This is a genomic window from Alteromonas sp. MB-3u-76, assembly GCF_002831605.1.
Classification (GTDB): Bacteria; Pseudomonadota; Gammaproteobacteria; order Enterobacterales; family Alteromonadaceae; genus Alteromonas; species Alteromonas hispanica.
This window is the reverse complement of sequence record NZ_CP025115.1, coordinates 1,760,214-1,786,517: the sequence shown is the minus strand read 5'-3', so window position 1 is coordinate 1,786,517 and position 26,304 is coordinate 1,760,214. Positions and strand designations below refer to the sequence as shown.

The 26,304-nt window shown below is 43.8% G+C and carries 20 protein-coding genes; 6 read left to right on the top strand and 14 right to left on the bottom strand.

Annotation, left to right across the window (positions count from 1 at the left end):
* Positions 1 to 72: 72 nt before the first annotated feature.
* Together CW735_RS07955 and CW735_RS07950 are read right to left on the bottom strand one after the other, a co-directional pair.
* A complete protein-coding gene (locus tag CW735_RS07955; RefSeq protein ID WP_100973211.1) occupies positions 73 to 960 on the bottom strand; it encodes a pirin family protein in 888 nt (295 codons plus the stop codon).
* A gap of 53 nt (positions 961 to 1,013) precedes the next feature.
* Positions 1,014 to 1,976: a glutathione S-transferase family protein gene (locus tag CW735_RS07950; protein ID WP_071979762.1), complete on the bottom strand. Its 963-nt coding sequence runs from the start codon at positions 1,974 to 1,976 to the stop codon at positions 1,014 to 1,016.
* Between the two features lie 328 nt (positions 1,977 to 2,304).
* Between CW735_RS07950 and tcdA the strand changes: the two genes are divergently transcribed.
* Positions 2,305 to 3,081, top strand: coding sequence for a tRNA cyclic N6-threonylcarbamoyladenosine(37) synthase TcdA (gene tcdA, locus CW735_RS07945; RefSeq protein ID WP_100971630.1), 777 nt, complete (start codon positions 2,305 to 2,307; stop codon positions 3,079 to 3,081).
* Positions 3,082 to 3,196: 115 nt separating this feature from the next.
* Entirely contained in the window at positions 3,197 to 3,604 is a 408-nt protein-coding gene (locus tag CW735_RS07940; RefSeq protein ID WP_100971628.1) for a hypothetical protein, read from the top strand.
* 130 nt (positions 3,605 to 3,734) lie between these two features.
* On the opposite strand, the gene CW735_RS07935 is transcribed toward CW735_RS07940, so the two are convergent.
* Complete coding sequence (locus CW735_RS07935) at positions 3,735 to 4,268, bottom strand: DUF2919 family protein (protein ID WP_100971626.1); 534 nt, start codon at positions 4,266 to 4,268, stop codon at positions 3,735 to 3,737.
* Between the two features lie 425 nt (positions 4,269 to 4,693).
* Between CW735_RS07935 and rimO the strand changes: the two genes are divergently transcribed.
* Entirely contained in the window at positions 4,694 to 6,133 is a 1,440-nt protein-coding gene (rimO, locus tag CW735_RS07925; protein WP_071979765.1) for a 30S ribosomal protein S12 methylthiotransferase RimO, read from the top strand.
* Positions 6,134 to 6,230: 97 nt separating this feature from the next.
* Here the strand turns inward: rimO and CW735_RS07920 are convergent, their stop codons facing one another.
* The 6 genes from CW735_RS07920 to CW735_RS07895 form a co-directional block, all read right to left on the bottom strand.
* Positions 6,231 to 6,890 carry an SDR family oxidoreductase gene (locus CW735_RS07920; RefSeq protein WP_100971624.1) on the bottom strand — a complete coding sequence of 220 codons (660 nt, stop codon included), beginning with the start codon at positions 6,888 to 6,890 and terminating at the stop codon, positions 6,231 to 6,233.
* Positions 6,891 to 7,044: 154 nt separating this feature from the next.
* Entirely contained in the window at positions 7,045 to 7,794 is a 750-nt protein-coding gene (kdsB, locus tag CW735_RS07915; protein ID WP_100971622.1) for a 3-deoxy-manno-octulosonate cytidylyltransferase, read from the bottom strand.
* A gap of 12 nt (positions 7,795 to 7,806) precedes the next feature.
* Positions 7,807 to 8,001, bottom strand: coding sequence for a Trm112 family protein (locus CW735_RS07910; RefSeq protein WP_071979768.1), 195 nt, complete (start codon positions 7,999 to 8,001; stop codon positions 7,807 to 7,809).
* Complete coding sequence (lpxK, locus tag CW735_RS07905) at positions 7,991 to 9,022, bottom strand: tetraacyldisaccharide 4'-kinase (protein WP_100971620.1); 1,032 nt, start codon at positions 9,020 to 9,022, stop codon at positions 7,991 to 7,993. The genes CW735_RS07910 and lpxK overlap by 11 nt, the downstream gene beginning before the upstream one ends.
* Positions 9,019 to 10,767 (bottom strand): lipid A export permease/ATP-binding protein MsbA, encoded by a 1,749-nt coding sequence (msbA, locus tag CW735_RS07900; RefSeq protein ID WP_100971618.1) that lies wholly within the window; start codon positions 10,765 to 10,767, stop codon positions 9,019 to 9,021. The genes lpxK and msbA overlap by 4 nt, the downstream gene beginning before the upstream one ends.
* A 193-nt stretch (positions 10,768 to 10,960) precedes the next feature.
* The gene (locus CW735_RS07895) at positions 10,961 to 13,807 is read right to left on the bottom strand and encodes a DNA internalization-related competence protein ComEC/Rec2 (RefSeq protein ID WP_100971616.1); all 2,847 of its coding nucleotides are present in this window, start codon (positions 13,805 to 13,807) and stop codon (positions 10,961 to 10,963) included.
* Positions 13,808 to 14,056: 249 nt separating this feature from the next.
* On the opposite strand from CW735_RS07895, the gene CW735_RS07890 reads away from it, so the two are divergent.
* Positions 14,057 to 14,581 (top strand): DUF2062 domain-containing protein, encoded by a 525-nt coding sequence (locus tag CW735_RS07890; protein WP_071979772.1) that lies wholly within the window; start codon positions 14,057 to 14,059, stop codon positions 14,579 to 14,581.
* Positions 14,582 to 14,773: 192 nt separating this feature from the next.
* Here the strand turns inward: CW735_RS07890 and ligA are convergent, their stop codons facing one another.
* From ligA to smc, 3 genes are all read right to left on the bottom strand, one after another.
* Positions 14,774 to 16,810 (bottom strand): NAD-dependent DNA ligase LigA, encoded by a 2,037-nt coding sequence (ligA, locus tag CW735_RS07885; RefSeq protein WP_100971614.1) that lies wholly within the window; start codon positions 16,808 to 16,810, stop codon positions 14,774 to 14,776.
* Between the two features lie 173 nt (positions 16,811 to 16,983).
* Positions 16,984 to 18,519, bottom strand: coding sequence for a cell division protein ZipA (gene zipA / locus CW735_RS07880; protein ID WP_100971612.1), 1,536 nt, complete (start codon positions 18,517 to 18,519; stop codon positions 16,984 to 16,986).
* Between the two features lie 19 nt (positions 18,520 to 18,538).
* Positions 18,539 to 22,036 (bottom strand): chromosome segregation protein SMC, encoded by a 3,498-nt coding sequence (gene smc / locus CW735_RS07875; protein WP_071979775.1) that lies wholly within the window; start codon positions 22,034 to 22,036, stop codon positions 18,539 to 18,541.
* 308 nt (positions 22,037 to 22,344) lie between these two features.
* On the opposite strand from smc, the gene cysZ reads away from it, so the two are divergent.
* A complete protein-coding gene (cysZ, locus tag CW735_RS07870; RefSeq protein WP_071979776.1) occupies positions 22,345 to 23,076 on the top strand; it encodes a sulfate transporter CysZ in 732 nt (243 codons plus the stop codon).
* Positions 23,077 to 23,133: 57 nt separating this feature from the next.
* On the opposite strand, the gene CW735_RS07865 is transcribed toward cysZ, so the two are convergent.
* Both CW735_RS07865 and nlpI read right to left on the bottom strand, forming a co-directional pair.
* Complete coding sequence (locus tag CW735_RS07865) at positions 23,134 to 24,843, bottom strand: hypothetical protein (RefSeq protein WP_100971610.1); 1,710 nt, start codon at positions 24,841 to 24,843, stop codon at positions 23,134 to 23,136.
* Between the two features lie 12 nt (positions 24,844 to 24,855).
* On the bottom strand, positions 24,856 to 25,758 hold the full coding sequence (gene nlpI, locus CW735_RS07860; RefSeq protein ID WP_071979778.1) for a lipoprotein NlpI: 903 nt from the start codon (positions 25,756 to 25,758) through the stop codon (positions 24,856 to 24,858).
* A gap of 134 nt (positions 25,759 to 25,892) precedes the next feature.
* Here nlpI and cdd point away from each other — a divergent pair, with 134 nt between their 5' ends.
* The gene (gene cdd, locus CW735_RS07855; protein ID WP_100971608.1) at positions 25,893 to 26,300 is read left to right on the top strand and encodes a cytidine deaminase; all 408 of its coding nucleotides are present in this window, start codon (positions 25,893 to 25,895) and stop codon (positions 26,298 to 26,300) included.
* The last annotated feature ends 4 nt before the right edge of the window (positions 26,301 to 26,304 follow it).

The following is a 26,304-nucleotide window of genomic DNA, read 5'->3' as shown; positions in this document are numbered from 1 at the left end:
CTTTAACTTGAAAGCTAGCCGCCCTGTTCTTTAATTTTGTTACCCCAAAAGCTTATTTAAACAGGATTCAGCTTATTTAGTCAGCGAGCCGTTTTTATACGCTTCGAAGGCGTCCATTATCTCCTGCTGTGTGTTCATAACAAACGGTCCATACTGAACTACAGGCTCCTTAATAGGCTCTCCCAAAACAACAATACATTTGCATCCTCTCTTGGCCTCTAATGTTAACGTGGAGTCACCAAGAGGGGCTGGCGATAATACTCCGAGCTCGCCTTTACCAAGTTCATTATTAGTATTTGGTGCCTCGCAATTCACGGTTAAGATACCCTCATAAACATAAATAAAGCCTTCGTGGTTACTTTCTATGTCTATAGATACCGTTGCCGATTTAGAAGTTTCAGGCGCAAGCGCTACATCATAAAACGAAGGAGCAACAGCAGTGGTTTTTACGGGGCCTTTAACACCTTCGAACTCACCTGCAAGTACTTTTACTTTTACTCCTGGCTTTTCTACCTCAGGTACATCTGATGGCGGTATATCCTGATAATTTGGCGGTGACATTTTCTCATGCGACGGCAGGTTTACCCAAAGCTGAAAACCTTTCAGAAGCCCCTCTTCCTGCTCGGGCATTTCTTCATGAATTATTCCTTTGCCGGCATTCATCCATTGAATACCGCCAGCCTCTATAACCCCCTCGTTACCTACCGAATCTTTGTGACGCATTTTGCCAGCCAGCATGTAGGTTACAGTCTGAAATCCTCTATGGGGGTGTGCGGGAAACCCTGATAAGTATTCAGCGGGTTTATCAGAGCCAAAAAAATCTAACATCAGAAAAGGGTCGAGCCTGGGTAGTATAGGCTGACCGATGATACGGGTTAGTGAAACTCCGGCACCATCGCTGGTTGCCACACCCTTTACCCTCTTCGCAATTGACCGTTGGACATTATCAGTTTGTTGCATATCAGAAGCACTTTGAGATTCAATATCTGATTTCATATCGTATACACCCTTATTTATTTGCCAACGTTCTCTCTGCCGTGGGCAGACATCAAATCCTGCGAAGGTCCTACAGGAATAACCTGAGTTGGGTTGATCATTGTATGGCTGTAATAATAGTGACGTTTGATATGGTCAAAGTTTACGGTTTCAGCTATGCCGGGTATTTGGTAAAGCTCTTTCATATAACCGTACAAATTGGGATAGTCGGCTATCTGCTTTTTATTACATTTAAAGTGACCGTGATAGACAGGATCGAAACGAATCAGGGTAGTAAACAGCCGCCAGTCCGCTTCCGTAATCGCCTCTCCTACGAGGTAACGTGAATCAGCTAAGCGAGTTTCAACCACATCAAGTGCATTGAAAACCGCGTTAAATGCTTCTTCGTATGCCTCTTGCGTGGTCGCAAAGCCAGTTTTATACACTCCGTTGTTGATATTGTGGTAAACCAACTCGTTAACGGTATCAATTTCAGTACGGAGAGATTCTGGATAATAGTCATCTGTGTTCCCCGTCAGAGAATTAAAATCACTGTTTAAAATTCGGATGATATCTGCCGACTCATTGTTAACAATGGTGTTGTGCTTAGTATCCCAAAGAATTGGAACCGTAACTCGCGTAGTGATAGTAGAATCAACATGGGTATAGAGTTGGTGAGCAAAGTCGAAATCAAACAGCTTGTCTTTTGTCGAGCCTGGGTAGTTGCCAAACTCCCAGCCCTTATCCAACATTTCAGGATGTACGACAGACACGTCTATATGGGATTCCAGCCCTTTTAGCTTGCGAAATATAAGCGTTCTATGTGCCCACGGACACGCCAAAGATACATAAAGATGATAACGACCACTCTCAGGTTGGAATTTGTCATGGTCTTCGCTAATACGGTCGCGAAATTTACTCGCCTGACGCTCAAATTTACCGCCGCTTTTATCCGTGTCGTACCATTTGTCTTGCCATTTACCGTCTACTAAAAGTCCCATTGCAATACCTTTCTGTGATTTCAGTTTTTAACAGCGTATATTTTTACATGTATTAAGTAGAACGTATGTTGACTTAATACGGATTTATTATTCGAAAAAAGCTCAAATAGAAAGGTAAAAACCAAGCGTATTGCAATATTATATGGCGCAACTTTTTAGTTTTTAGCGTTGGTTAATATTCTACGCAACTTGCAAATTTACGTCGTTTTGCTTATTTTGCTCGGCTTTAAAAGTGGGTGGGGCCAATCATATTGTCTTTAATTGTAATTAACACGTTTGGTTTGCGCTAAAAACACTTTCACGACTAATCTTTATTATTGGAAATAACATGTCTGAAGATCCTCGCCTTGGCGGCATTGTTCGTCTATATGGTGCAGAAAACACAAATGTTCTCGCTAACAGTCACGTTGCCGTTGTCGGCATTGGCGGTGTGGGCAGCTGGACTGCAGAAGCACTGGCCCGCTCGGGCATTGGCACAATTACACTTGTGGATTTAGATGACGTATGTGTCACCAATACTAATCGCCAGATTCACGCATTAGACAATACAGTTGGCGAGCCCAAAGTGGAGGTTATGGCAGCGCGAATTAAGCAAATAAACCCATCGTGCTGTGTAAATATCATCGAAGATTTTGTTACCCCAGACAATACGCCAGAGCTGATCACGAAGAACATGCACATGGTGGTAGACGCTACAGATAGTATTCGCGCCAAAGCGGCGATGATAGCGCATTGTAAACGCAATAAAATTCCTATCGTTACTGTTGGTGGAGCTGGCGGGCAGATAGATCCAACGCAGGTTACTCGCGGCGATTTAGCAAAAGCTACGCAGGATCCTCTGGCCGCAAAGTTACGCAGTGAGCTACGGCGAAATTATAATTTCAGTAAAAACCCAAAACGTCGTTTTGGTGTTGAATGTATATATTCTACAGAGCAGCTTCGTTACCCCCAGCCAGACGGCTCGGTATGTTTCAGTAAATCTGCAATGGAAGGCGGCACCCGTCTTGATTGTGCAGGCGGCTTCGGTGCGGTGGTAACGGTAACCGCTACGTTTGGTATGTTTGCGGCTGCTAGCGTGGTTAATCGATTAACAGGTCAAAAATAAATACGAATTATCAAGTTACGTTACTACGCACAACCTGATATATTTTTCTATTATATGCTTCAAATGATAAGAACATGATACATCCACTAGCTGTATCGTTAATAAGGAGAAAGCTTTGTCACCTGAAGAACTCGAGAAACTCATGGCTGATTGTGCAGCCGACGCTAAAGTAGTCGCATCAACAGAGTTTGACGTTACGCTTGATGACACACCAGAAAGTATTTCGGCAGTCGATGATATCTTACTTAGTTTTATAGACAAATTTCACGATCAGGCGCTGGAAGATGAGGCGGTGTTTACTATCTGTAATATCTTTGGGGCCTATGTAGGTGAGATCCTAAAAGCGCAGCTCGATGGCGAATGGATATATGACCAATCAAATCCACAAGCGCCGGCGGTATTTTTACGCGTTGGAACAAATACCTACGCCCTTGCAGGTATTTGTTACGAGCGCTTAGTGAATGATAGTCAAGTGAGTGTCCATTCATACTATGAGCAAGCGCTGGAAAACCACAAGCACTAACGCAGCGTTAATGAAAACTTATTAGTGAGTTCCTTACAAGGGCGTGCTGGTAAGTTTTCAGATTGTGAGTTAGCGATTTTTATTTAGCTGGTGTGATCTAGCTAGTATTAATTCAAGAATTACAGCTAGTCTATTTTAGCGCATCGTCGAAACTGTTATCCTCACCTTTACTTTGTGTATCCTTTTCATCTTTTCCCACTTCAGGTGTGGCCCAATCTTCGATCATCCACTTAAGATGTCTACTACGGGTAACGACATAAAGTGTTATTGTATAAAGCAATATCTTTAATGCGGTCACCAATTCAAACCCCCAGTGATGATGCATTAGGTAATACATCTGACCTGTCAGCAACACAAGAACCCCAACTTGTATAAAAGGCAGCACAAAATGTCGCCAGCCTAGCCAATTCCGCTTCCAGAGACGCTCTCGTTGGCTTATTAGCACTAAGCTTGTTAGTACAGGTAAACTGGCTACTAGGTTAAGACCAAGCGCTTCTTTTTGTGGATAGAAAAATGCCAGCAACTCTGTGGTTTGTGACCGTGATACCACGGAGAAGATAAACACCAGCCAATCTACGCACAGCAGTAACAATAGGAAATATAACCATGATGGAGCGAGAATGCGTCCCGATTCATCGTAGTGTTTAAGCGGTAGTTTTAGCATTTTTCGTCCGGGTCTTTTGATTTATGTCTTATGGCTTATGGCTTATGGCTTATGGCTTATGGCTTATGGCTTATGGCTTATGGCTTATGGCTTATGGCTTATAAAGTGTTGTGTTTATTTAAGAAGTAATAGCATCACCGAAAGGTTGTGGTTACATACTCGAATATTTCAAATTTGTTGCCCGTGATGAGCTTTCCCGCTTGCGCGTGTTTCATCGCGTTTGATAAAAGAAAGTGGGGTTATTTTCTCAAAAACAAAGCACAAACCTGTGAGAATCTGTTTTCAGTAGTAAAACTGTCGTTAATGCTTAACCTCAGTTTACTAAATTAATTAAATAATGAGGCATTCTGTACTGTGTTATGAAAAGACTTGCTGTATAATTCTCGCCCATTTTAAGCACAGTCATTGGCTAGGTGAAATTTTAGATGACAGTAGAAACGTTTAATCCGAATAAAGTGACCAACAGCACTACAACGCTTGAAACGCCTGTTAAGGTGTTGCAAGAATCAACGCCAAAAAATACCAGTAATGGAAGTCGCATCGGTTTCGTCTCGTTAGGTTGTCCGAAGAACCTAGTTGACTCAGAGCGTATTCTTACACAACTTCGTACTGAAGGTTATGATGTTGTGCCCACATACAACGATGCAGACTTAGTGATTGTAAATACCTGCGGCTTTATCGATGCTGCGGTTGAAGAGTCACTCGATACCATTGGTGAGGCGCTTAAGGAAAATGGTAAAGTTATTGTAACCGGTTGCTTAGGCATTAAAGAAGATGAAATACGTGAGGTTCATCCTAATGTTTTGGCTATCACTGGTCCACACGCTTATGAAACTGTGGTAGAACAAGTACATGAACACCTACCAAAGCCATCCCATAATCCTTTTGCAGACCTTGTACCCGATCACGGTGTGAAATTGACCCCTCGTCATTATGCGTACCTGAAAATATCTGAAGGCTGCAATCACAGATGCACGTTTTGTATTATTCCTTCAATGCGCGGCGACCTTGTAAGCCGTCCTGTAGGTAATGTACTTGACGAAGCAAAGCGCTTGAAAGATGCCGGTGTAAAAGAGCTGCTGGTTATCTCGCAAGATACCAGTGCATACGGTGTGGATGTGAAGCACAGAACTGGCTTTTGGAACGGAATGCCGGTAAAAACACACATGCAGCAACTCTGCGAAAAGCTAGGCGAAATTGGTATTTGGGTACGGTTACATTACGTATATCCCTACCCTCATGTTGATGAGCTTATCCCGCTAATGAATGAGGGAAAAATTCTTCCCTATCTCGACATTCCGTTTCAGCATGCAAACAAGCGTATTCTTCGCCTCATGAAGCGTCCTGGCAGTGCCGAACGTGTACTTGAAAGAGTTAAAAAGTGGCGTGAACAGTGCCCTTCATTGGTAATACGCTCCACGTTTATTGTCGGGTTCCCGGGTGAAACGGAAGAAGAGTTTGAGGAACTACTCGAATTCCTGAGGGAAGCGCAGCTAGATCGCGTAGGCGCTTTTGCATACTCCCCAGTCGAGGGTGCAAGGGCCAATGATCTTCCCGACCCAGTTCCAGAAGACATCAAACAACAGCGTTTGGCTCGTTTTATGGAAGTTCAGGGCGAAATAAGTGCTGCCCGTTTACAAGCACGCATTGGCAATGAATATCAGGTTGTTATCGATTCTGTAGACAGCGAAGGAGCCGTGGGGCGAACCTATGCCGATGCGCCTGAAGTTGACGGCTTAGTGCACCTTAACGGCGTTTACGATGTTAAACCGGGCGAGAGAGTCTGGGCAGAAGTCATTCATGCAAACGAACACGACGTTTGGGCTGTGCTCTCTGAAGACCAAGATGAAGAGCACACTGAATAGAGCTTGCTTAACACAGAAACAAAAATAAGGCGCTTTTAAGCGCCTTATTAATATCAGTTTACCTCTCTCAAACGGTGTAGCTAGATAGCAAAGTTAACTACCAGGGTAAAGTTTCACCGTTGGAATGCACAAACCGCCCAGTTGTCTCAATCGACAGTTCTGCTATTCTTTCAACAAGTCGCTCGGCGCAAGTGGTGGTGTCTATATCGCCCGCACCACCCACCATGTCAGTTTGCACAAACCCTGGGTGTAAAAGCGCTACCGCTATCCCTTTCGGCTTAAGGTCGTTAGCCAGGGAGACGCCAGCTGCATTTAACGCTGCTTTCGACATTCTATACCCATAATAATTGCCTGAGCTATTGTCAGCCATCGATCCCATTCTGCTGGTGATAAGCGCAACCTTGCTACCTGATGCTAGGTTTGGCAGTAGAGTTTGAGTAACGAGAAGCGGGCCAAGAGCATTAACTCTGAATTGATAATCGATGGTATTTGGGTCCCAGTCTTCTATGGACTCTCTACCTAAAACGCCTGCGTTATTGATTAATAGATCAATGTTCACATCAGCAAGAGGCGCTAGTTGTTCCGCAAGCGTGTCTGGTTGCGATACGTCAACGCCACTTATAACGTTCACGCCTGCGCTGTTCAGATCATCACAACTGTTACGACATGTCGCATACACTTTTGCACCCTGAGCTTTGTACTGCTTCGCAAGCGCTAGCCCTATCCCTCTGTTACCGCCAGTAATGACAACATTCATAATAGCTCCTTAAATGTGTATGTGTTTTATATCAGTGATTTGTTTGTGTGTATTTCATCAATGCTGGGGGCATGCCTATCTCTTTGTTTTTTAAGTAAATTTACGTAAATTTAAGTAAAACATTGTTACTAAAAAGCCGCCCCCCTATTTTTCATCAGTTTAATGTTGTGAGTAAACGTTCGAGATCTTCTGGGGTATCGATGCCAATGGGTGGCGATGCGACAGCCTGCTGACAGTGGATGCTGTCGCCATACCACAAGGCTCGCAGTTGCTCTAACGACTCTATTTGCTCTAGCGCGCTTGGTTTATAATTTATGTATTGCTGAATATATCGTGCCCGGTAAGCATAAATACCGATATGACGATGATAAAGCGCCGTATTAGCATCGTTTTTATTTGCCATCATTCTGTCTCGCTCAAAAGGTATAGGCGAGCGAGAGAAGTAGATTGCTTCATCGTTTGTGTTAACTACAACTTTCACAATATTGGGGTTAAACACATCATCTGTTGCGGTTACAGGCGTTGTCAGTGTAGCCATGTCACACTGAGTTGCGTTTGTAAGATTAAGGGCAACCTGACGAATATTTTCAGCGGGTATAAAGGGCTCATCGCCTTGAACGTTCACCACAATGGCATCATCATTCAGCGCCATTTTCTCTACCACTTCGGCAATTCTTTCTGTGCCTGATTGGTGATCGCTTGATGTCATGCATACTGCACTAAAGGCTTTAGCCACTTCTTCAATACGAGCATCGTCAGTTGCCACGATAACGTTTTCTGCACCTGCTTCTGTGGCTCTCTCAACGACATGCTGAATCATGGGCTTACCGTTAATTAATGCTAATGGCTTACCGGGAAAGCGACTAGATCCATATCTTGCCGGAATAATTACTGTAAAAGCCATAATTGTTTTACCTTAGCGAGTCTCGTCTACTTGTTCTAATGACAGGGTTGTAGCCTTGCTCTCAATAAGCACGGGGATGCCTTCTTTAATGTCGTACGCTAAGCGATCGAAACGGCAGACTAACCTTGCATTAGACTCATCTAATACCAGCTTTCCCTTACACACGGGGCATGCTAAAACGTCTAATAGCTTTTTATCAAATGCCATTCTCATTTTCCTTTTCATTGCTTTGAACCGTCAATCCGCAGTTCAACAGCTTATTTGTAATCAGATTGAAAAATTGATTGTCGATGTTTGCTGTTACAGGCAAAAACCAGCAGTCTTTATGTGCAAAAGCCGACACCTTTACCGCATCTTTCTCTGTCATTATGACTGTTTCAGTGGGTATATCGTCAACAGTAAAGTCATGATGGTCGGGAAACGCACGGGCAGAATTGAGCTTTAAACCCAAATTCTCTAGCTGAGAAAAAAAGCGCTGTGGCGAGCCTATTCCCGCAAGTGCACTCACTGCGCTATCACGAAAACTGTCTAAAGTTATCTGTCGTTGCCTATCTGTAACATTGACCAAATTGCCTGGTTCTAAGGACATTAGAAACTGCGCTGCACTCGGTTGAGATAGCTGTGGCATAACTGCGCTGTTGTGTATAAGTGCATCTACAGTACCTAGACGCCATTTCCCCTCACGCAAAGGCCCCATAGGTAATAAAAAACCGCTTCCTACTAACCTATCATCCATTACTATTAATTCAACGTCTCGTGATAAGGCATAGTGCTGTAGACCATCATCGCAAATGATGAGGTCGCTTTGACATTGTTCGACAAGATAGGTTGCACCGCGCACGCGGTTAGGGTCGATGACCACATCGCACCCACTGCGACCGGCCAATAATCGGGGTTCATCACCAACGTGTTTCGCTTCGTCGTTTTCACTTACTTTTCGCGGATAAAAATCTGATTTACCGCCATAACCCCGGCTTAAAATACCAACCTTTACACCTTTATTTTTGTAATATTCGGCGAGTGCCAACACTACGGGAGTTTTGCCATTCCCCCCTACTGATATATTTCCAACGACAATAACGGGAGCGTCTACTTTTACCGATTGTTTAACGCCAAGAGCATACAGCCAACGGCGAAGCGCAGAAATCAGATAGAAAAGCAGGGCAAGTGGAGATAGCAACCACACTAAGGGATGGCCGCTATACCACTTTTTTTCAATATCACTCACTTACTATCACCAAATTGCAAAGCATGTAGTTGGGCGTAGTGCCCCTTTTTAGCCAGCAACTCACTATGGCTGCCCTTTTCAATAATTTTGCCCTGTTCGACCACCATAATGGCATCAGCATTTTCAATGGTTGATAATCTATGGGCCACCACAATACTGGTACAACGTTTTTGCAGTGTTTCCAATGCATCTTGAATGAGTTTCTCAGACTCCGTATCAAGTGCAGATGTTGCCTCGTCCAGAATAAGAATAGGTGCCTCGGCCAAAATAGCTCTGGCAATGGCAATGCGCTGTCGTTGCCCACCCGAGAGCATAAGGCCATTCTCACCTATCACCGTGTCCATGCCATCGGGTAAATTCGCTAAGAACTCGTCTACATGTGCCATTTGGGCGGCATGCTCTATATCTTTGCGAGAAACACTTTCCTTTGCGCCGTAAGCAATATTATTGGCAATACTGTCGTTAAATAGTGTGACATTTTGAGAAACCACTGCAAACTGGGCGCGTAGAGATTTAAGGTCAATACTATTGAGCGCTTTATCATCAAGACGAATTTCTCCTTCTTGAGGCACGTAAAAACGTGTAAGCAGAGAAGAAATTGTAGATTTCCCACTGCCTGAACGGCCTACCAAGGCAATAGACTGACCAGGGTTGGCAGTGAATGACACGTTCGATAAAGCTGGCGTTTGTTTGCCTGGGTAATAAAAAGTGACATCATCAAACTCTAATTTACCTGCTGCACGGTCAAGCTTTTCCGAGCCTGAATCGTCTTCATCTTGCTGGTCGAGTATCTCAAAAATACTCGCACATGCAGCCATCCCTTTCTGAAATTGATTGTTGATGGTGGTGAGCTGTTTCAAAGGCTTTAGTAACATAACCATACAGAACACAACGTTAATAAATACGCCGGCAGTAAGTTGCTCTAACATTCCCGGGGTACTGGCAATAAACAAAACTACCGCCAGTGCAATTGAAGCAATTACCTGAATAGAGGACACACTGAGAATTTGCGTTACCGACAGCTTCATGGTTTGCTGGCGATTATGATTGTTTTTTTGCTTAAACCTGTCCTGCTCTATTTTTTGACCACCAAACATGAGAACCACCTTGTGTCCTCTTACCGCTTGCTCGACTGACGATGTCAAATTGCCCATAGATTGCTGAATGTTTTTACTCACCACTCTAAAACGCTTGCTAACAAACGCGACAATAACGGCAACTAACGGTCCAATGAGAAGAAAAATAAGCGAGAGCTGCCACGAGTAGTAAAACATAACACCTAATAGGCCAATAACGAGAGCCCCCTCTCGTATAAGCGTAAGTAAGGCTTTACCCGACGCGTTAGCCACTTGCTCCGTATCGTAAGTGACCTTACTAATCAAACCACCTACGGCATGATTGTCGTGAAACTCAACGGGTAAATGAATATATTTGTCGAACAATTGCTGTCGCATACGCATAACAACTTGAGCACCAATCCAACTTAGCATGTAGGTACCTAAAAAGTTGAATATACCTCTAAGTAGAAACAGCGGAACTATGGCATACGCTGCTAGTCTTAAATATTCGTGGTCGTTTTTGCCTAGCGATTCATCAATCATAGGCTGAAGTTGTGCAAACACAAACGTATCAACTGCCGAGTAACCTATCATTCCTATGATGGCGAAAACGAAAGGCACTTTGTATGCTTTTAGATAGTTTAAAAAGCGTTTAATTTGAAAATCCGAGGCTTCGGTTTGCTGCATGAATTATGTTCACCCGTCTTAAAATTCGTTGATAAACTCACAAGACTTTGTTGTGTTTTTACTGCGATATATTGTACTCGGTATTATAATAATTCCCTAATTTCACAGGTAATTCGATTAAAATCTCACCTTCCAGCGCTTTAATATTCACAAGGTTTCATTTTTGCTGACACAGTTGAATGTCTGGCATGGCCTACAAATGGGACGGATAGATTGCTTTCAAATACCAACGCTCGTTTAAGTCGAAACGCTGAGACTGAATAACTACATTGTGGTTACAGTAATCGTTTTCAAACCTACTATTCAACCATTTAGACAACATACAGACTGTGGAACTCCCTAACGTCACTTTTATATACCCATGGTAACTCGACAGATAGTAAGGGACACCAAGTGCTTCATAACGCTGTATTACAGGAAGTGCCGGAAACTTCCAGCGGTTCTCAAACCCCTGTGTAATGATTATGGCTTTAGGGTTAACCTGTCTGACAAATACTGACGTAGATGAGGTGTTGCTTCCGTGATGTGGAGCAATAAGGATATCTGCATCTACAGTTAACGTTGGTGCAACTGACTTAAATGATGCATTCGCATCTTCTGCTGACTGATTTGTGGTTGCTGCGTTCACTGTATTTAACAGAGCATATTCAGTGCTTCGCTCAATATCGCCTGGCAATAAAATACTATTAAATGCGTCGCTTATTTTAATCACGCAGGAATGATTATTATCGTTTGTGGAATTACCCGGTAATGGCCATAAAATATCGATGCGTAAGCCTTGCCACTTTTCTGTTTTGCCTTGTTCACAGCCTTCAGTAGGAGAAAACCAAAGAGCACGACTAGCCAGATCTGAATTTGCTACAGTGGCCTTTCCCCCGGCGTGATCGTTATCTTTGTGGGTGTGAAAAACATAATCGATAGATTCAATACCTAACTTGTTCAGCAAGGGTAATAGCACTTCGCTGGCCGTATAAGCTACCCCCCTGTAACTAGCGCCAGAATCAATAACTAAAGCCCTACCTGCTTTTACCACTGCAATTGCGCTGGCCTGCCCCGCGTCTAAAACATGTACATTCCATTGTTTTGGATTACTGGGTACGCGTAGTGTTAAAAGTGGAACAAGAAGTACAATCACCGCTACCTTTTTATAGCGCCAACGTGGGCCAATGAGTAAAAACATAAATGCCAGTGCACAGACCGCTGCTTTAGCATCTAAGTTAATATCTATTGAAGCATTTTCGTAGCGTGCTAAAAATTTCAAAAATTCAATAAGCCACGTCATGACGGTATCTAAGTAACTGAACAGCTTTTCTACCGCTGAAATACAGAATTCAGACACCTCTGAAATTATCGAAGCGTTTCCTGAAGTATCAACCCTATTCTCACCAACTAAATTCATTTTTAACAACGTTAAAATGAGCAGAACAAGCAAAGCAGGCGGCAACAGCAAGGTAATAATGGGTACTGCAATAATATTGGCCAAAAGCCCTACGACAGAAAATGTGCTGAAGAATATAACAGTGACGGGGATCATAAATATGCTTAACAATATTTGTAAGCTAAATAATGTTTTTACAAATGACTGTGTAGATAATCGGAATCTGGCAACTAAGAACCAAATGTAAAGTACAGCACTCACGCTTAAATAAAAGCTTGCACTTAATATGGATAATGGGAATAGCGCTATACTTACCGCTACCATCGCAACTGCAAGGTGAAGAGGCCTGTATGTAAAGCATAACAGTGTCAACACACTGGCTACAGTTAGCAGTACATAAGCTCTTACAACGGGCAACGCTAAGCCGCTTAGCAAAGTGTAAAGACCACAACCTATCCATACGATAGATATAACAAGGTGTCTGTAGTTGATATACGAAGCTAATAGATGCTCTCGCTTGAACAGGCTTTGAGACTTCTTCGTTGAAGCAAACAATGCCGAAAAAGCACTGCTTAGCTGAGCTTTCAAGTAAACGATACAACAGCAGAACAATAAAACATAACCTGCAACTACGCCTAAATGCATGCCTGAAATACTGAATAAATGGCCCGTGCCCGTAACTTGCAAAAGCTCCCAATGTAACGGTGTAAAACCACCTCGAAGCCCTAAAAGAAGCGCTTGCCACCATTGAAGGTTATTGCCCCTTAACTCATTAAGTACTGATGCCATACGCAAGCGAAAGCTGTGACGGTGAGATACATGGGCAAAATAAAGCTTTTTAATGTAACCGGTAACGTGAACATGATCCGCCATAAGATGCTTTTGCTGATTAGCCCCCACCGGATTTTGAGTGCTATAGCTTGGCTTTAGTTTTACCAACGCCAGAAAGATATCGCCATTATGAAGGCAGCTGCTTTCATCAAGCTGATTCAAATCATTTATTGTGGGAGCTGTAAGCCTTCCTTTTTTGCCAGCAAGCCCCTCTATAAAGGTAGACTGAGGTGATTGTTCGGTGTCATTTGGCGCTATAAACTCAACCATATAGCGATGACTTTTTACCTCAGTGAATGTATTGATAGATGTACTGATAGTTGTATTGGGGGAAGTATCGAGGCTTTTTTTATGTACTGGACCTTTAGGGTTGGGTATACAGCCACCGCTTAAAACGCGAGCTTGTAATATGATGTCTTTTTGAATTTTGTCTTTTGGGAGTTGCCAAGCATAGTGGTAATACCCTACACTCGCCTCCATTAAAACGCCCGTCAATGCGCCGCAGGCAACAAGCATGCTCAGGAAAGCGACAGAGCGTCTGCTAAGAGGGAAGAGTCTTAAGGATGAGACCTTGTATAGGTTTCGGTTGAAAGTGTAAAAAGAGGCTTCACTCGCGCACTGACATGGAAATTGTCTTGGTATATGTTCAGGCTTGAGTTTTGTTGTTGGGCTTAACGCAAACCGGTGATAAGTGGCTAGAATGGTAAGCAACAATATCACCAGTGCGATTAGTAAAAAAAGTTCGCTTTTTGAAGGTAAGCGAGGCCAAAAAACCGCACTGATTGCGCCAACGCAAAAACTAAATAGCCAAATTGTGATACGATTTACCATTGATTCACGTAACTATTTTTATCTAGACCTTATTTAGGTAGCTTATTTAGGTAGCTTAGTAGCGTAGACTGCCAAACTTTATTAGGGTTAATAAACTTGCCAGTTTCCGAGTTTGGGTTTAACGAGCTTGGGTTTAATCCTCGAAGGTGTACGTGGCGAAAATTGGCAAAATATTTTTTTCTTTTTTATGATTAACATTGCGAGCTATCATGTTCTTTTTGACTCTTAATTTGAGAAGCATCGAACTCTATGCCTAAGAAATTTATTCGACGCTTTCTGCCAGATCATCAAAGCATCAAGAAAAACAAAGCCCTTAAAGTGTTTGGCCATGTTCTTCATGAGCCGAATTTATGGCATCTAAATCGCCGCTCAGCGTCTGGTGCGTTTGGCATTGGGCTTTTCTTTGCATTCTGGCCGGTGCCATTTCAAATGTGGCTATCTGCGGGTGTTGCTATTCCGTTTAGAGCCAATATCCCCCTGTCAGTTGCTACCGTATGGATAACCAATCCCTTCACTATTCCTCCCATATTCTATGGTGCCTATAAGGTAGGAACTACTGTACTTGGGACCAAACCTGAACACTTTGAATTTCAATTTAGCTGGCAGTGGGTAGTTGAAAGTATCAATACCATAGGGCCTGCGTTTTTGGTGGGATGCGGAATATGTTCAGTGGTTTTTGGATTAGCGGGCTATCTATCGCTTAACTGGATATGGCGCTTTCAGGTAAGAAAGGCGTGGGAACGCAGAAAACACAACCGCATAGATGAGAATTAGAAGAGCGTTAGAAGAGCGTTAACTTCCGCATGCTATATTGCGCTAAGATATGAAAAAGCTAGCGCGCACTGCTCACTAGCTTTTTTTAGAGGCTTAAGACGTTAACGTGCACTCCCTGCAGTTAACGCGCTGCGTGAAATGAGTCAGAATACCCTACACGGGTATTGTTCTATGCTACACCTCATGCTCGTTTTATGCCTCATGCTCGTTCAGAAAAGCTATCAGAGTAGCTTCGTCCCATACATCAACATCAAGTTCTTGAGCTTTCGTCAGTTTAGAGCCTGCTTTTTCACCAGCCACTAAGAAATCGGTGTTTTTCGATACCGAACCTGCAACCTTAGCGCCTAACACCTGAAGACGAGCTTTGGCATCTGAACGCCCCATTTCACTTAATGTGCCCGTAATCACGCAAGTTTGTCCTTTAAGCGGTAAGTTTGCTTCTTCTCTTTTTTCAACCGCAGGCCAATGTATTCCTACCTCTAATAGAGCATTGATTACGTCGGTATTGTGGCTTTCGTTGAAAAAGTTAAAGATATGTTCTGCCACAACATTACCAACATCCTGAACCTCTACTAATGCTTCAAGGGTTGCGGTTTGAATAGCATCTAACGTGGTGAAGTGCATGGCCAAGTTAGCCGCAGTTGCTTCGCCTACTTCACGAATACCTAACGCATAAAGAAATTTTGCCAGTGTCGTTTTTTTAGAGGCTTCCAGTGAATCTAACAGTTTGGTGGCCGACTTTTCTGCCATTCTCTCCAAACCTATTAAGCTACTTAAAGGTAAGGTAAAAAAGTCGGCCGGAGTGTGCACTAAATCAGCATCAACAAGTTGATCGACTAACTTGTCGCCAAGTCCATCGATATCAAAAGCTTTACGAGAGGCAAAGTGCTTAAGCGCTTGTTTCCTTTGTGCTGCACAAATTAAACCACCGGTACACCTTGCCACAGCTTCGTCTTCTAGTTTCTCAACATTTGAATCGCACACTGGGCACTGTTGGGGAAAATTGATTTCAGTTTCACTACCAGTACGGTTCGCTTCAACCACAGAAACCACCTGAGGAATAACATCTCCAGCTCGCCTAATTACAACGGTATCGCCTACCTTTACGCCTAATCGCTCAATCTCGTCTTGGTTGTGTAGCGTAGCGTTTGATACTGTAACACCACCAACAAACACAGGTTCAAGTCTGGCAACCGGCGTAATTGCGCCAGTGCGCCCTACCTGAAACTCTACATCAATCAGTGTTGTGACTTCTTCCTGAGCCGGGAACTTTTGTGCAATTGCCCAGCGCGGTGCTCTGGCGACAAATCCAAGCCTGTTTTGTATAGCAATATCATCTACCTTAAACACCACTCCATCAATGTCGTACGGCAGGGCATCCCGTTTATTAAGAATAAGATTGTAGTATTCCAAACACCCGTTCCCGCCATCGGCAGTGCTGATATCTGGGCATAAGGGAAGCCCCCACGATGCCAGTTTATTAAGGCGCTCACTGTGACTATTTGGCAATTCAAAAGTGTCTGGTTGCACCACGCCTAGAGAATAGGCGTAAAACATGAGTGGCCTTTTTGCGGTAATTTTCGAGTCTAGCTGTCGCAAGCTGCCCGCGGCCGCGTTGCGCGGGTTGGCGAAAACTTTTGCCCCCTTCCCACGCTGACTCTCATTCAGCTTTTCAAACCCATCTCTAGGCATAAACACTTCACCGCGCACTTCAACTCTTTCAGGCCATTGTTCTCCTCGTAAAGACAATGGAATATTAGAAATAGTTCGTACATTGGCAGTTATGTTTTCCCCTACCTGTCCATCGCCTCTTGTTGCAGCACGCACAAGCTCGCCATTTTCGTACAAAATACTCACAGCAAGGCCATCAAGCTTGGGTTCACAACTAAATGAGAGTGATGCAGTGTCTTTAAGGCGATCTTTGAGGCGCTTTTCAAACGCCAATAAAGATGCATCGTCAAACGCGTTGTCTAAAGACAGCATAGGAACTTCGTGTGTCACTTGCTCAAAAGCAGATAGTGCAGCACCGCCTACCTTTTGACTGGGAGAGTTAGCACTTTTCAGTTCTGGGAATTCTTGCTCTAGCGCAATTAATGCCTGCATATCCCTGTCGTACTGGGCATCGGGCACTGACGGGTCGTCAAGAACATAATACTGATAGTTATATTCATTGAGTTGTTTACGTAGCGCTGCCACGTCGTTTTTTGCTTTCTCTAAGGTATTGGACATAGAGTCGAAATCACACCATAAAAATTTGAAATTATTAAAGTAGAGGTAAAATTAGCGTTTACACTTCTGCTTAAATGAAAAAGGACCTGCTGTTCAAGTCCTTGTAAAAATAAATGCTAAATGTCGTTTAGGGCCTTTACCCCTCGACTCAACTACAGCTTAGAAACACTCAATCAGCTTCGAGAGATCATTCTTTTACGCTCAAATTCACGAATTTTCTCAACATACTGCTGCAAGCCTTGTTTGGTAAGCATGCTTCTGCGACCATCGAGAACCTGAGCATTGAACTCATCAGCCAATTTGCGCGCAGCGTTGTGCATCATATTAAAAACCTGATGCGGATCGCCCTCAATAGGTAGGATCATAAATAAAGACACACCCTGAGTATCGAAGTTCTCTAAATTATCTATATCAAAAACGCCTGGTTTGAACATATTGGCAAGACTAAATAAAACGGGTCCTTTGCCATTAGAGTTGACGTGGCGGTGAAAGATATCCTGATCGCCAAACTTGAAACCTAGGGTTAGCAACATGGGTAGCAAGGCAGCGCCCGAGATAGGTGCATCATTAGGTGTTCGAACGTTAAGTACTAATACTTCTTGCGCCGGAGGTTCTGATGAATTGCTGCTCGATGACTCTTTCGAGGCAGATGATGCTTGCGATTCGCTGTCATCAAAATCAATGCGCATCTGATCATCACCAAAGTTTGGCTCTTCACGTTTTCTCGCAGGACTTTTACTACGTCGTGTTTTTGATAAACGCTGTCTACCCTGCGGCTTTTCATCATAGCTTTCATTATTCAACGGGTCGGAAAAGATAGGCTCAACACGTGCTCCAGTATTCTCACCTTCATCTCTTGTCGCGTCTACGTAAAGCGTTGAGGTGGCCTTAGGCACTTCTGAACGAGGTGCACTTTTCATCTGTGCCGTTGTGCTGTTTGCATGAGTATTTGATGATGAAGTTGCATCATGAGAAGACTCATGAGTCGAGGCACTTGTTTCAGATGTGGAGCTTACTGGCAAAGAGCTATCATCTACAGAGCTATCTGCTTGTCCCGAAGTCTCAGCCTGCATGGAACTTTCTGTGTCTTCAGAGGTTTCAGAATCTCTGAGTAAAAAATCGGGTGGCTCGGGAAAGTCAGCAATATTGTCATTTCTTAGCGTTGCTGGTTCAGCTGCGTGACGACTACTGTTTTTTATGTGAGGTTTTGGATTCGTTATTACCGAACCATAGAGCGTAGAACGCTGCTCTTGAGAGTCTGGGTTTTCTTCAGCAGGCGTGGCAATAACGGCGCTGTTTTTCTCGCCATCAGTCGTATCAGTATCTGCGCTGTCTTCCTTTTCGCTCGCGTAAGATGAACCACCATTGGCCAAATAATCACTGGCCAAATGATCACTGGAAAGTGACTGCCTGTTTTCTTCATTGCTGAAGTCGGTAGATGCCTTGTTCTGTTCACTGTCAGAAGCGGGTTCAGAATTTGGACTATCGCCCACTACCCTTACACTGCCAATACCGAGTTCGTCAAAACCACTGTCATCGCGCGACTCTGTATACTCATCGTCATCATTCTCGTCCCACTGACGTGGCTCAAGACGCTGCTTTTCTTCCGGTTTACTGTTGTTTCTTATTTTCCAAATACCATGGGCCAACACGCCTATGATAAAAACAGAACCACCTAACAGTAGAAATAGACGTAATTCATCTTCCATTTAATTCTTTCGCCCTTTGTTATGCTTCTGCGAATGCAACGGCTTCGTCGACATCAACGGCAACCATGCGCGATACACCAGGTTCGGCCATTGTGACACCCGTTAGGTGACTCGCCATTTCCATCGCTATTTTATTATGGGTAATGTAAATAAACTGCACTGTCTCAGACATTTGTGACACCAGATTGCAAAAACGGCCCACGTTAGCATCGTCTAGCGGCGCGTCAACTTCATCGAGTAGACAGAAGGGCGCCGGATTTAATCTGAAAATTGCAAATACCAATGATAAAGCGGTTAATGCTTTTTCTCCACCGCTTAAAAGATGAATTGTACTATTTTTCTTACCCGGTGGACGAGCCATAATGGTCACCCCTGTTTCAAGTAAGTCATCATCTGTAAGCGCAAGATAGGCTGAACCACCGCCAAACACCTTTGGAAAGAGCGTTTTTAAATCTTCGTTTACTTGCTCAAAGGTATTCGAGAAGCGGCTTCGTGTCTCTTTGTCTATTTTTCGGATTGCAGCCTGCAAGGTCTCCAGTGCATTGGTTAAATCTTCATGCTGCTCATCTAAGTGCGATTTGCGTTGAGATTGTGTTTCAAACTCTTCTACCGCAGCAAGGTTTACAGCGCCTAAACGCTGTAAACTCGCTTGTGTTTTCTCTAGCTCTTGCTGCCATTTATTTTCATCGGCGTCTTCAGGAAGTTCGGCAAGAAGTGTTTTTAGCGACTGCTTAGACTCTTGAAGTTGCTCTAATACCGTATTCCCACGTACTCGATGACCCTCTATCTCTATTTTGAGTGTGTCGATGTGCGCCTGTCTAGCCTGAATATCCTTTCCTAAAGCCTGCTGCCCTTTTTCAGCCTCGCGAAGCCATTGTTCTATATCTTCTAGCTGTGCGAGCGCTTCGCTACGCTGGTGCTCTAACTCGTGCTTATTCTCGAGTAGCACCTGAAGCTCTTCATGCTGGGTCTCTTGCGGTGATGTTAACTGTGAAAGCTCGTCGGTAAGTCGAGATGTGGTTTCAACGTACTCTTTCATCTGACTTTCATTTCGACTCACCTGCTCGCTGTACATTTTTTGATGATTATCAAGCTGTTGTTTTTTTAGCGCAAGCTCGTGCTTTTTAGAGGTTAACATTTCTACTTGCGCTCTAAGCTCCACTATACTGAGCTCTTCTCGTTCTCGCCTTTCATTCACATCTGCAAGTGTTTCTTCACACTCTGAAAGCTGCTGTTCATAAAGAGTGAGCGACTCAGAAAGCATCTCTAGCTGGCTCTCTTCCTCCTGCTGAAGAGCTTGCTGCGCTGCCAATTCATCTTGCAGTTTAGTCATTCTCGACTGCTGCTGTTGCTGCTGCATCGCTAACAACGAACGAGCATTTTTACTTTGCTGATACGCACCCTCACACTCTAACAATTCTGATTGATGCTTCTGTATCTCTTGACGTATGTTATTAATCGATAGCTGAGCCATCTCAACCCGCTCTTGGCCTGACAGTTTTGCTTCCTCAAGAGTCTGCATTTCGTTTTCTAATAAAGTTAGCTTATTCGCACGTTGAAGTACTCCGTCTTCAGTTTTACCAGGCTTTAATAACCAATTTTCACCGCACCATAAGCCACTGTGCGACATCGCACTCTTGCCGCTGTCTTTTAATTTGTCTTTGGTTTGGTCACTAAAGAGATCTTCGTCATTTTGAAAGATAAAAATGTCGTTCAAAAAGCTGGGCACTCGCTGATTTTCTGAAAACTCAAGAAGTGCGAAAGCCAACGTTCCAGGCTCTGCCTTATCTGTAAATACAGACTCAGTAAATATCCTCACGCCGCTAGGTAACGCCTCCTGTTGTGAAAACACAGAAGCCACTTCATCCTTTTTAGATAAAAGTGGTTGATTGAGATATTGAAGCACTACCTCAATACAGGGCGCTAACAAGTCTGGAGCGTAAATAGATTGCCACAGCGTTTTCGCCACTTGCTCATTGCTGTCTTGATGAGAAACATAGCGCGATGCATCACTTTGCAGTGCGCTTAATGCGGAATGCGTAGACCTTGCAGCATGAAGTTTTCCGGTTACCTCTTCTAGCTCATTGCGGACTAACTCTAACTCTTCACTGGCTTCAGATTCTGAGGTTGTAAGGTCACTCACTTTTTCTCGAAGCGCAAACACATTCTCTTCTGCCTCTTCAGCTTGCGCATCCAAAATCGCCAATTGCTCTTCAAAGTTCTCATCTTGGGTTTGAGAAAGCTCTTGTTGTATTTCGCTTATTCTTTGAGAGGTGCGCAATTGAACATTCATAAGAGATTGAATTTGGCTGTGGCTCTCTTGCACCTTGCTTTTAATTTGGTTGAATGCAGCTTCTTGCTGCCTTGCAGACGCATTTACATCGCGCAACAGTTGTTCAGCGTCTTCAAAACGCTCTTTCACGCTGTACAGTTCTGCCTCGTTAATTTCAAGCTCGGGCTCTATTTCCAGCAGTGAATCGTGGGATTGCGACAGCAATGTTTGCGCTTCTTGCAACGAGTGCCGTAACAGCTGCTGTTGTTCGTTGATACGGGATATCTCCTGTTCAACTTGTGTTGCTCGCTGTTTGGCATGCAGCGCATTTTGCTCTAAACGAGTGATAGATGTACTGGTGGTGAAAAGGGATTGTTGAATATCATCTACTGTTTGTTTTAGGTCTGATTGCTTTTCTTTATACATGTTGACGCCAGCTTCATCACCCTGCTGACGCGCTATTAACGCCTCCATCTCAGATATTTGAGACGCTTTTTCAGTTTCTAGTTTTTCAATATGCTCACTGTTTTTTAAAAACCGAATTGCAGCAAGCTGCCCTTTTAGTTCTCTTACCTGAGACCGTAGCGCTTTATATCGCGTCGCTGCTGCTGCCTGTCTTTGCAGCTTTTCTAACTGCCGGCCAAGCTCATCGCGCACATCTGTGAGGCGGTCTAAATTATCGAGGGTATGTTTGATGCGGTTTTCAGTTTCACGTCTGCGCTCTTTGTATTTGGAAATTCCCGCGGCTTCTTCAATAAACACCCGCAACTCTTGAGGTTTTGACTCAATAAGACGGGAAATCATACCTTGCTCAATAATGGCGTATGACCGGGGCCCTAACCCTGTTCCTAAGAATAGATCTGTTACGTCACGTCTTCGGCATTTTGTACCATTAAGAAAATAAGTAGATTGCGCTTCCCGTGTTACCAGACGTTTTACAGAGAGTTCGTTATAGTTAGCATACTCTCCAACAATACGCCCGCTCGTGTTGTCGAATATCAATTCAACACTGCACTGACCTACAGGCTTTCTTGTCGTAGAACCGTTAAAAATAACATCGGTCATTGCGTCACCACGCAAATTTTTTGCAGAGCTTTCGCCAAGCACCCATCGAACCGCATCTATGACGTTGGACTTTCCACAACCGTTTGGCCCTACTACTGCGGTCATTTCACCAGGAAAAGGAATAACGGTGGGTTCAACAAAAGATTTAAAGCCAGCAAGCTTTATTTTTTTAAGGCGCACACTCTGCCCTCATATAAACAAGCACAGCAAAACGACAAACAATGGTTTGCGTATTGTTTACACGTTTAGCGAAAATGGGTGGTGAATGAGCGGTTTTCACGTTATTTTTTAATGCAATAGCACACAGTATTGTCTTTTTATTATCTTATCGACTCTACCAAATCATACAGCTTGTAACAATTAACATTTCTGTCTGACCGTGTTGGATAATATGATGATAGTGTTTGGTGTTATATTTGATGTGATTTTTAATATCACGTTTGACAGTGAGAGGTACTGTTTTAACGTAATTTTTTTAAGGAGAGCGAATGAGTGCTGGCGGTGTAAATTATTTTTTCATGGGATTTTCGCTAATAAAGACGAAGGGGCTGAAGCGATTTGTTTTTGTTCCTTTTGCCATAAATCTTATTCTATTTTCAGTGGCTTTTTACTTTTTATTTGGTCAAATTGAGTCAGGTATCGCCTATGTCATCAACTTAGTTCCCGAATGGCTTGGCTGGATTAAAACCGCTATCTCGTTCCTACTTTGGCCTTTGGCTGTAATAAGCGTTTTGCTGATTTTTGCACTTATCTTTGGCACCCTAGCCAACTGGATTGCAGCGCCATTCAACGGCGTATTATCAGAAAAAGTAGAGCGCCACTTAAGCGGACAAGCATTAGGTGATGAAGGGGTAATGGCCCTAATTAAAGACATTCCCCGCACATTGGGCCGTGAAGTAACTAAGCTCGCGTGGTATTTACCTCGTGCAATTGGGTTTCTATTACTTTTCTTTATCTTGCCCGTAATAGGCCAAGTTTTGTGGTTTCTTTTTAACGCTTGGATGATGGCTATTCAATATTGTGACTACCCGTATGATAATCATAAGGTTCCTTTTACCCGGATGCGTCTTCATTTGTCCGAGCATAAAGGCAAAGCCATGAGTTTTGGCATGATGGTAAATATTTTCTCTTTAATCCCCGTAGTGAATTTCATCATTATGCCGGTAGCAATTTGCGGGGCAACGGCAATGTGGGTAAATGAATTAAAAGATGACGCGTAACAGGCGTCATCGTAGATGCGCGAGAACGCAATTATGCGGCTATGCAATTATGAATTATTATTTGGACTGTGACTTAGCAACAAACGCTTCGTAGGTAGCTAGCCAGTAAGCGGCCTCGTTTTGATTACCTTTGTGATGAAACGCCTGAAAAAAGTTCATTGATATAGGGCGCTGAGCCTCTTGCTTTTCCAATTGCTGTTGCCATAACACTAAATAGAGTGGCGGTATTACGCCGGAATCGTGGTGTTCCATAAATGTAATACGCCTACTTGGCTTATAACTTTTCAGCGCCAGCCCTTCACAGGTTTTTGCCTTTGCAACAATTGTATTCGGGTCGATTGCCGACCAGCGAGCAACGGTTTCTATGGGTGAGTAGTAATTGGGGCTATCGATAACCAAATTTGGCGGCGCAAAGTCGCCTATACGCTGTGTATTACACAACTTCGTCGCCATACTTTTTGCTATCGGATACTCATCAGCAAAACCCGCAAAGTGAGCAAGTTCATGCACAAAAACCGAATACGTATCGCCGATATCCAAATACATGACACCGTTTTGCACGTTTGCTTTGCCTTGCTTGGCAACAACAACCGCATGACTGAACTGTCGCTTTTTGGCAATGCTTGCTAAAGGTGTCACGTCGCATCCCAACAAATTCCTATTATTGAAACTGTCGGTACATTTCAGTACGTCTTTTTGAAGCCATACTGGAGGTGCAACACAGAGCGAGAGCGATGCAAGCCTGTCATCGTTATTAAATTTACGATAAAAGCTATCTGCCCTAGTCATAGTGGCTAACGTTGATGCAAAAGGTTGAATTCGCTGTAAACAGCGCCCCTCTTCGCCCCAGTTATACGGTTTAATATTGTTAAGCGCTGTAGGTGAATAGCGCTCTATAATGGCCAATGCATCTTTTGCTTGCGTTTGTCCTAGTTGAGCCGCTTCACTTAGGTATTTTTTAGCCTCGTTAAATTCACCGTCATCCCATAACAAACGGCCATATTTGAACGCGCTCTGCATATCTAAAGAGGCTGTTGCAGCAAGTAAAGGCTTTGCTTTCGCATTTTCATCATGCAGAAGATACCAGTCGGCCAAAGCCGCCTGAGCAGGCACATAGCCCTGCTCTGCCGCACGAATCAACCATTTCTCTCGTTTTTTAGGGTTTTGCGACGACATGGCATAGGCCAATTGCGCCTCAGGCACGTTTCCCTTGGCAGCTAACGCCATGAACTCTTCTGATGTACCGTCACTGCCTTTTTGTTGATAGAGCAACCAGGCCGCATCAGCGTTGTCTAGCGTCACCAATTTTTGCAGCCAATACTCGGTATCTAATGGATAAGCATCGCTTGCGTAATTACGCTCAGCGTTTTGACTAACTTGTTGCTTAGCGACTTCCGTGGTTTCAATATTGTTTGGTAATTCTGGAAACGCTACTGAATCAGCAGAAGCGCTTTCTTTCTCGCTGTGGGCGTTTATCTTCTCTAACGCGGCTACGAGTAATTGTTCTGCGCTGGCATCTGCTTTCACAGCAGAAGGAGCGCTTTGTTGAGAAGCTTCTTGGGAGCTTTCTTCGCGGGCTTGCAGTAATGCGGCACGCCACAATAATGAAAACGCCGCTCGCATGTGATCTGCCTCTACATCCCTCGTGCTTTTTTGGTCCGCACTAGCAAGGATGGCGTTGGCATTAAACACCAGTTGAGGGATGTAGCGGCTTGTATCACCCGCCACAACAAGCAGTGCAAGCACTGCCAAGAATAAACCGCGCATTGTTTAAACGAACTATTCGCTGTCTACCGACACATCGTCGGTTCGCTGACGCAATCGATTTAGCTCTATACGTGCGTATCTATGTTCAACATAGTCATAAACATTGGTGCTCAGCGCTAATTTAAAATAGTTCGAGGCAATGCCTTTATTTCCCCTTTGGCTATGGTACTTACCTAAGTAAAAGTAAGCCTCACACAAACGGTCGGTAAGTGCTTTTTGACTTGCGATACCTTTTAGTAATGAATTAAGTACCGTATTTTCATCAACAACACCTAAAAACAAATCAACAAGTGAAGTAGCCCAGTGTCCGTTGTCTAATAAAGGTCTTATCGACGCTAAATATTCTGCGCCTTGTTGAGGTGATACTTCATAGTTTGCAAAATAAGACCACAGCGCTCTGAACGGGTCTTTTTCGTCTTTTTTAAGAAATACCGCTAAGTCACTGGTAGCCAACTCTGCTCTGCCACCGTAATAAAGCGCTATACCGCGATTCAAAAACGCAAAGTCTAAGTCTGGGTTTATCTCAAGCGTTGAATCAAACGCTTCATACGCCTGAATAAAGTCGTTTTGTTGAATATAGTGAATGCCAATGGAGTTGTACGCCTCTGCGTAGTCTGGCTTTAAGTTTATTGCTTGGCTATAGTCGAACTGCGCTAAGCCATTAAGGCCCACGCTGTCGTACAACATACCGCGCTGAAAATGCAATTCTGCTTTATCTCCGTCAGATAAAGCAGCGCTTGTTAATATCTGATTATATCGAGCAATAGCCATTTGCGAGCGAGGGTTCGCGGGCGCCGGCTCGGCCAGTAGGAGGTTCCCCATTTGACTGCGCTGAGCTTCTGGCTGTGTTTGCGCACAACCGGTTAAAATACAAGCAATTAGGAAAAAAAAGATGAGACTAACGTTTCTGCGCATGGTAAAAAAGCATTCTGTAAAAAAAGAAAAATCCGCTGGTATAAAAAGTACACACCTGGCGCGGCGTTGATGCCGCAACCTTCTCGCATTTAGTGAGAAAAGTAAAGTGTAATAGGCGGGTAACAAAGGTAGCTATGAAGAAAAATAACCTAGAAAAACTGTCACAACTTGCTTTTAACGCACAGCGCTTTTCCCATTCCCCTTACTCTGGTTTTAAAGTTGGTGCCGCTATAGAAACTGACTCTGGTGATATGTTTGCAGGCTGCAACGTAGAAAATGCCGCCTTCCCTTTGGGTCAGTGTGCAGAAGCTTCAGCAATTGGCAGTATGGTTTCTAATGGACACAAGCGTATCGCTCACATCGTTATTGCAAGCCCTAATGAAGGTATGTGCTTTCCCTGCGGCGGCTGTAGACAAAAGATTGCAGAGTTTGCCAGCGATGACACCCCAGTAACCATGATAACCAATACCGGTGAAAGACTTGAAACAACCATTGGCGAACTATTACCCAACGCATTTAGGGCTTACGACTTAGAGAAGTAACCAC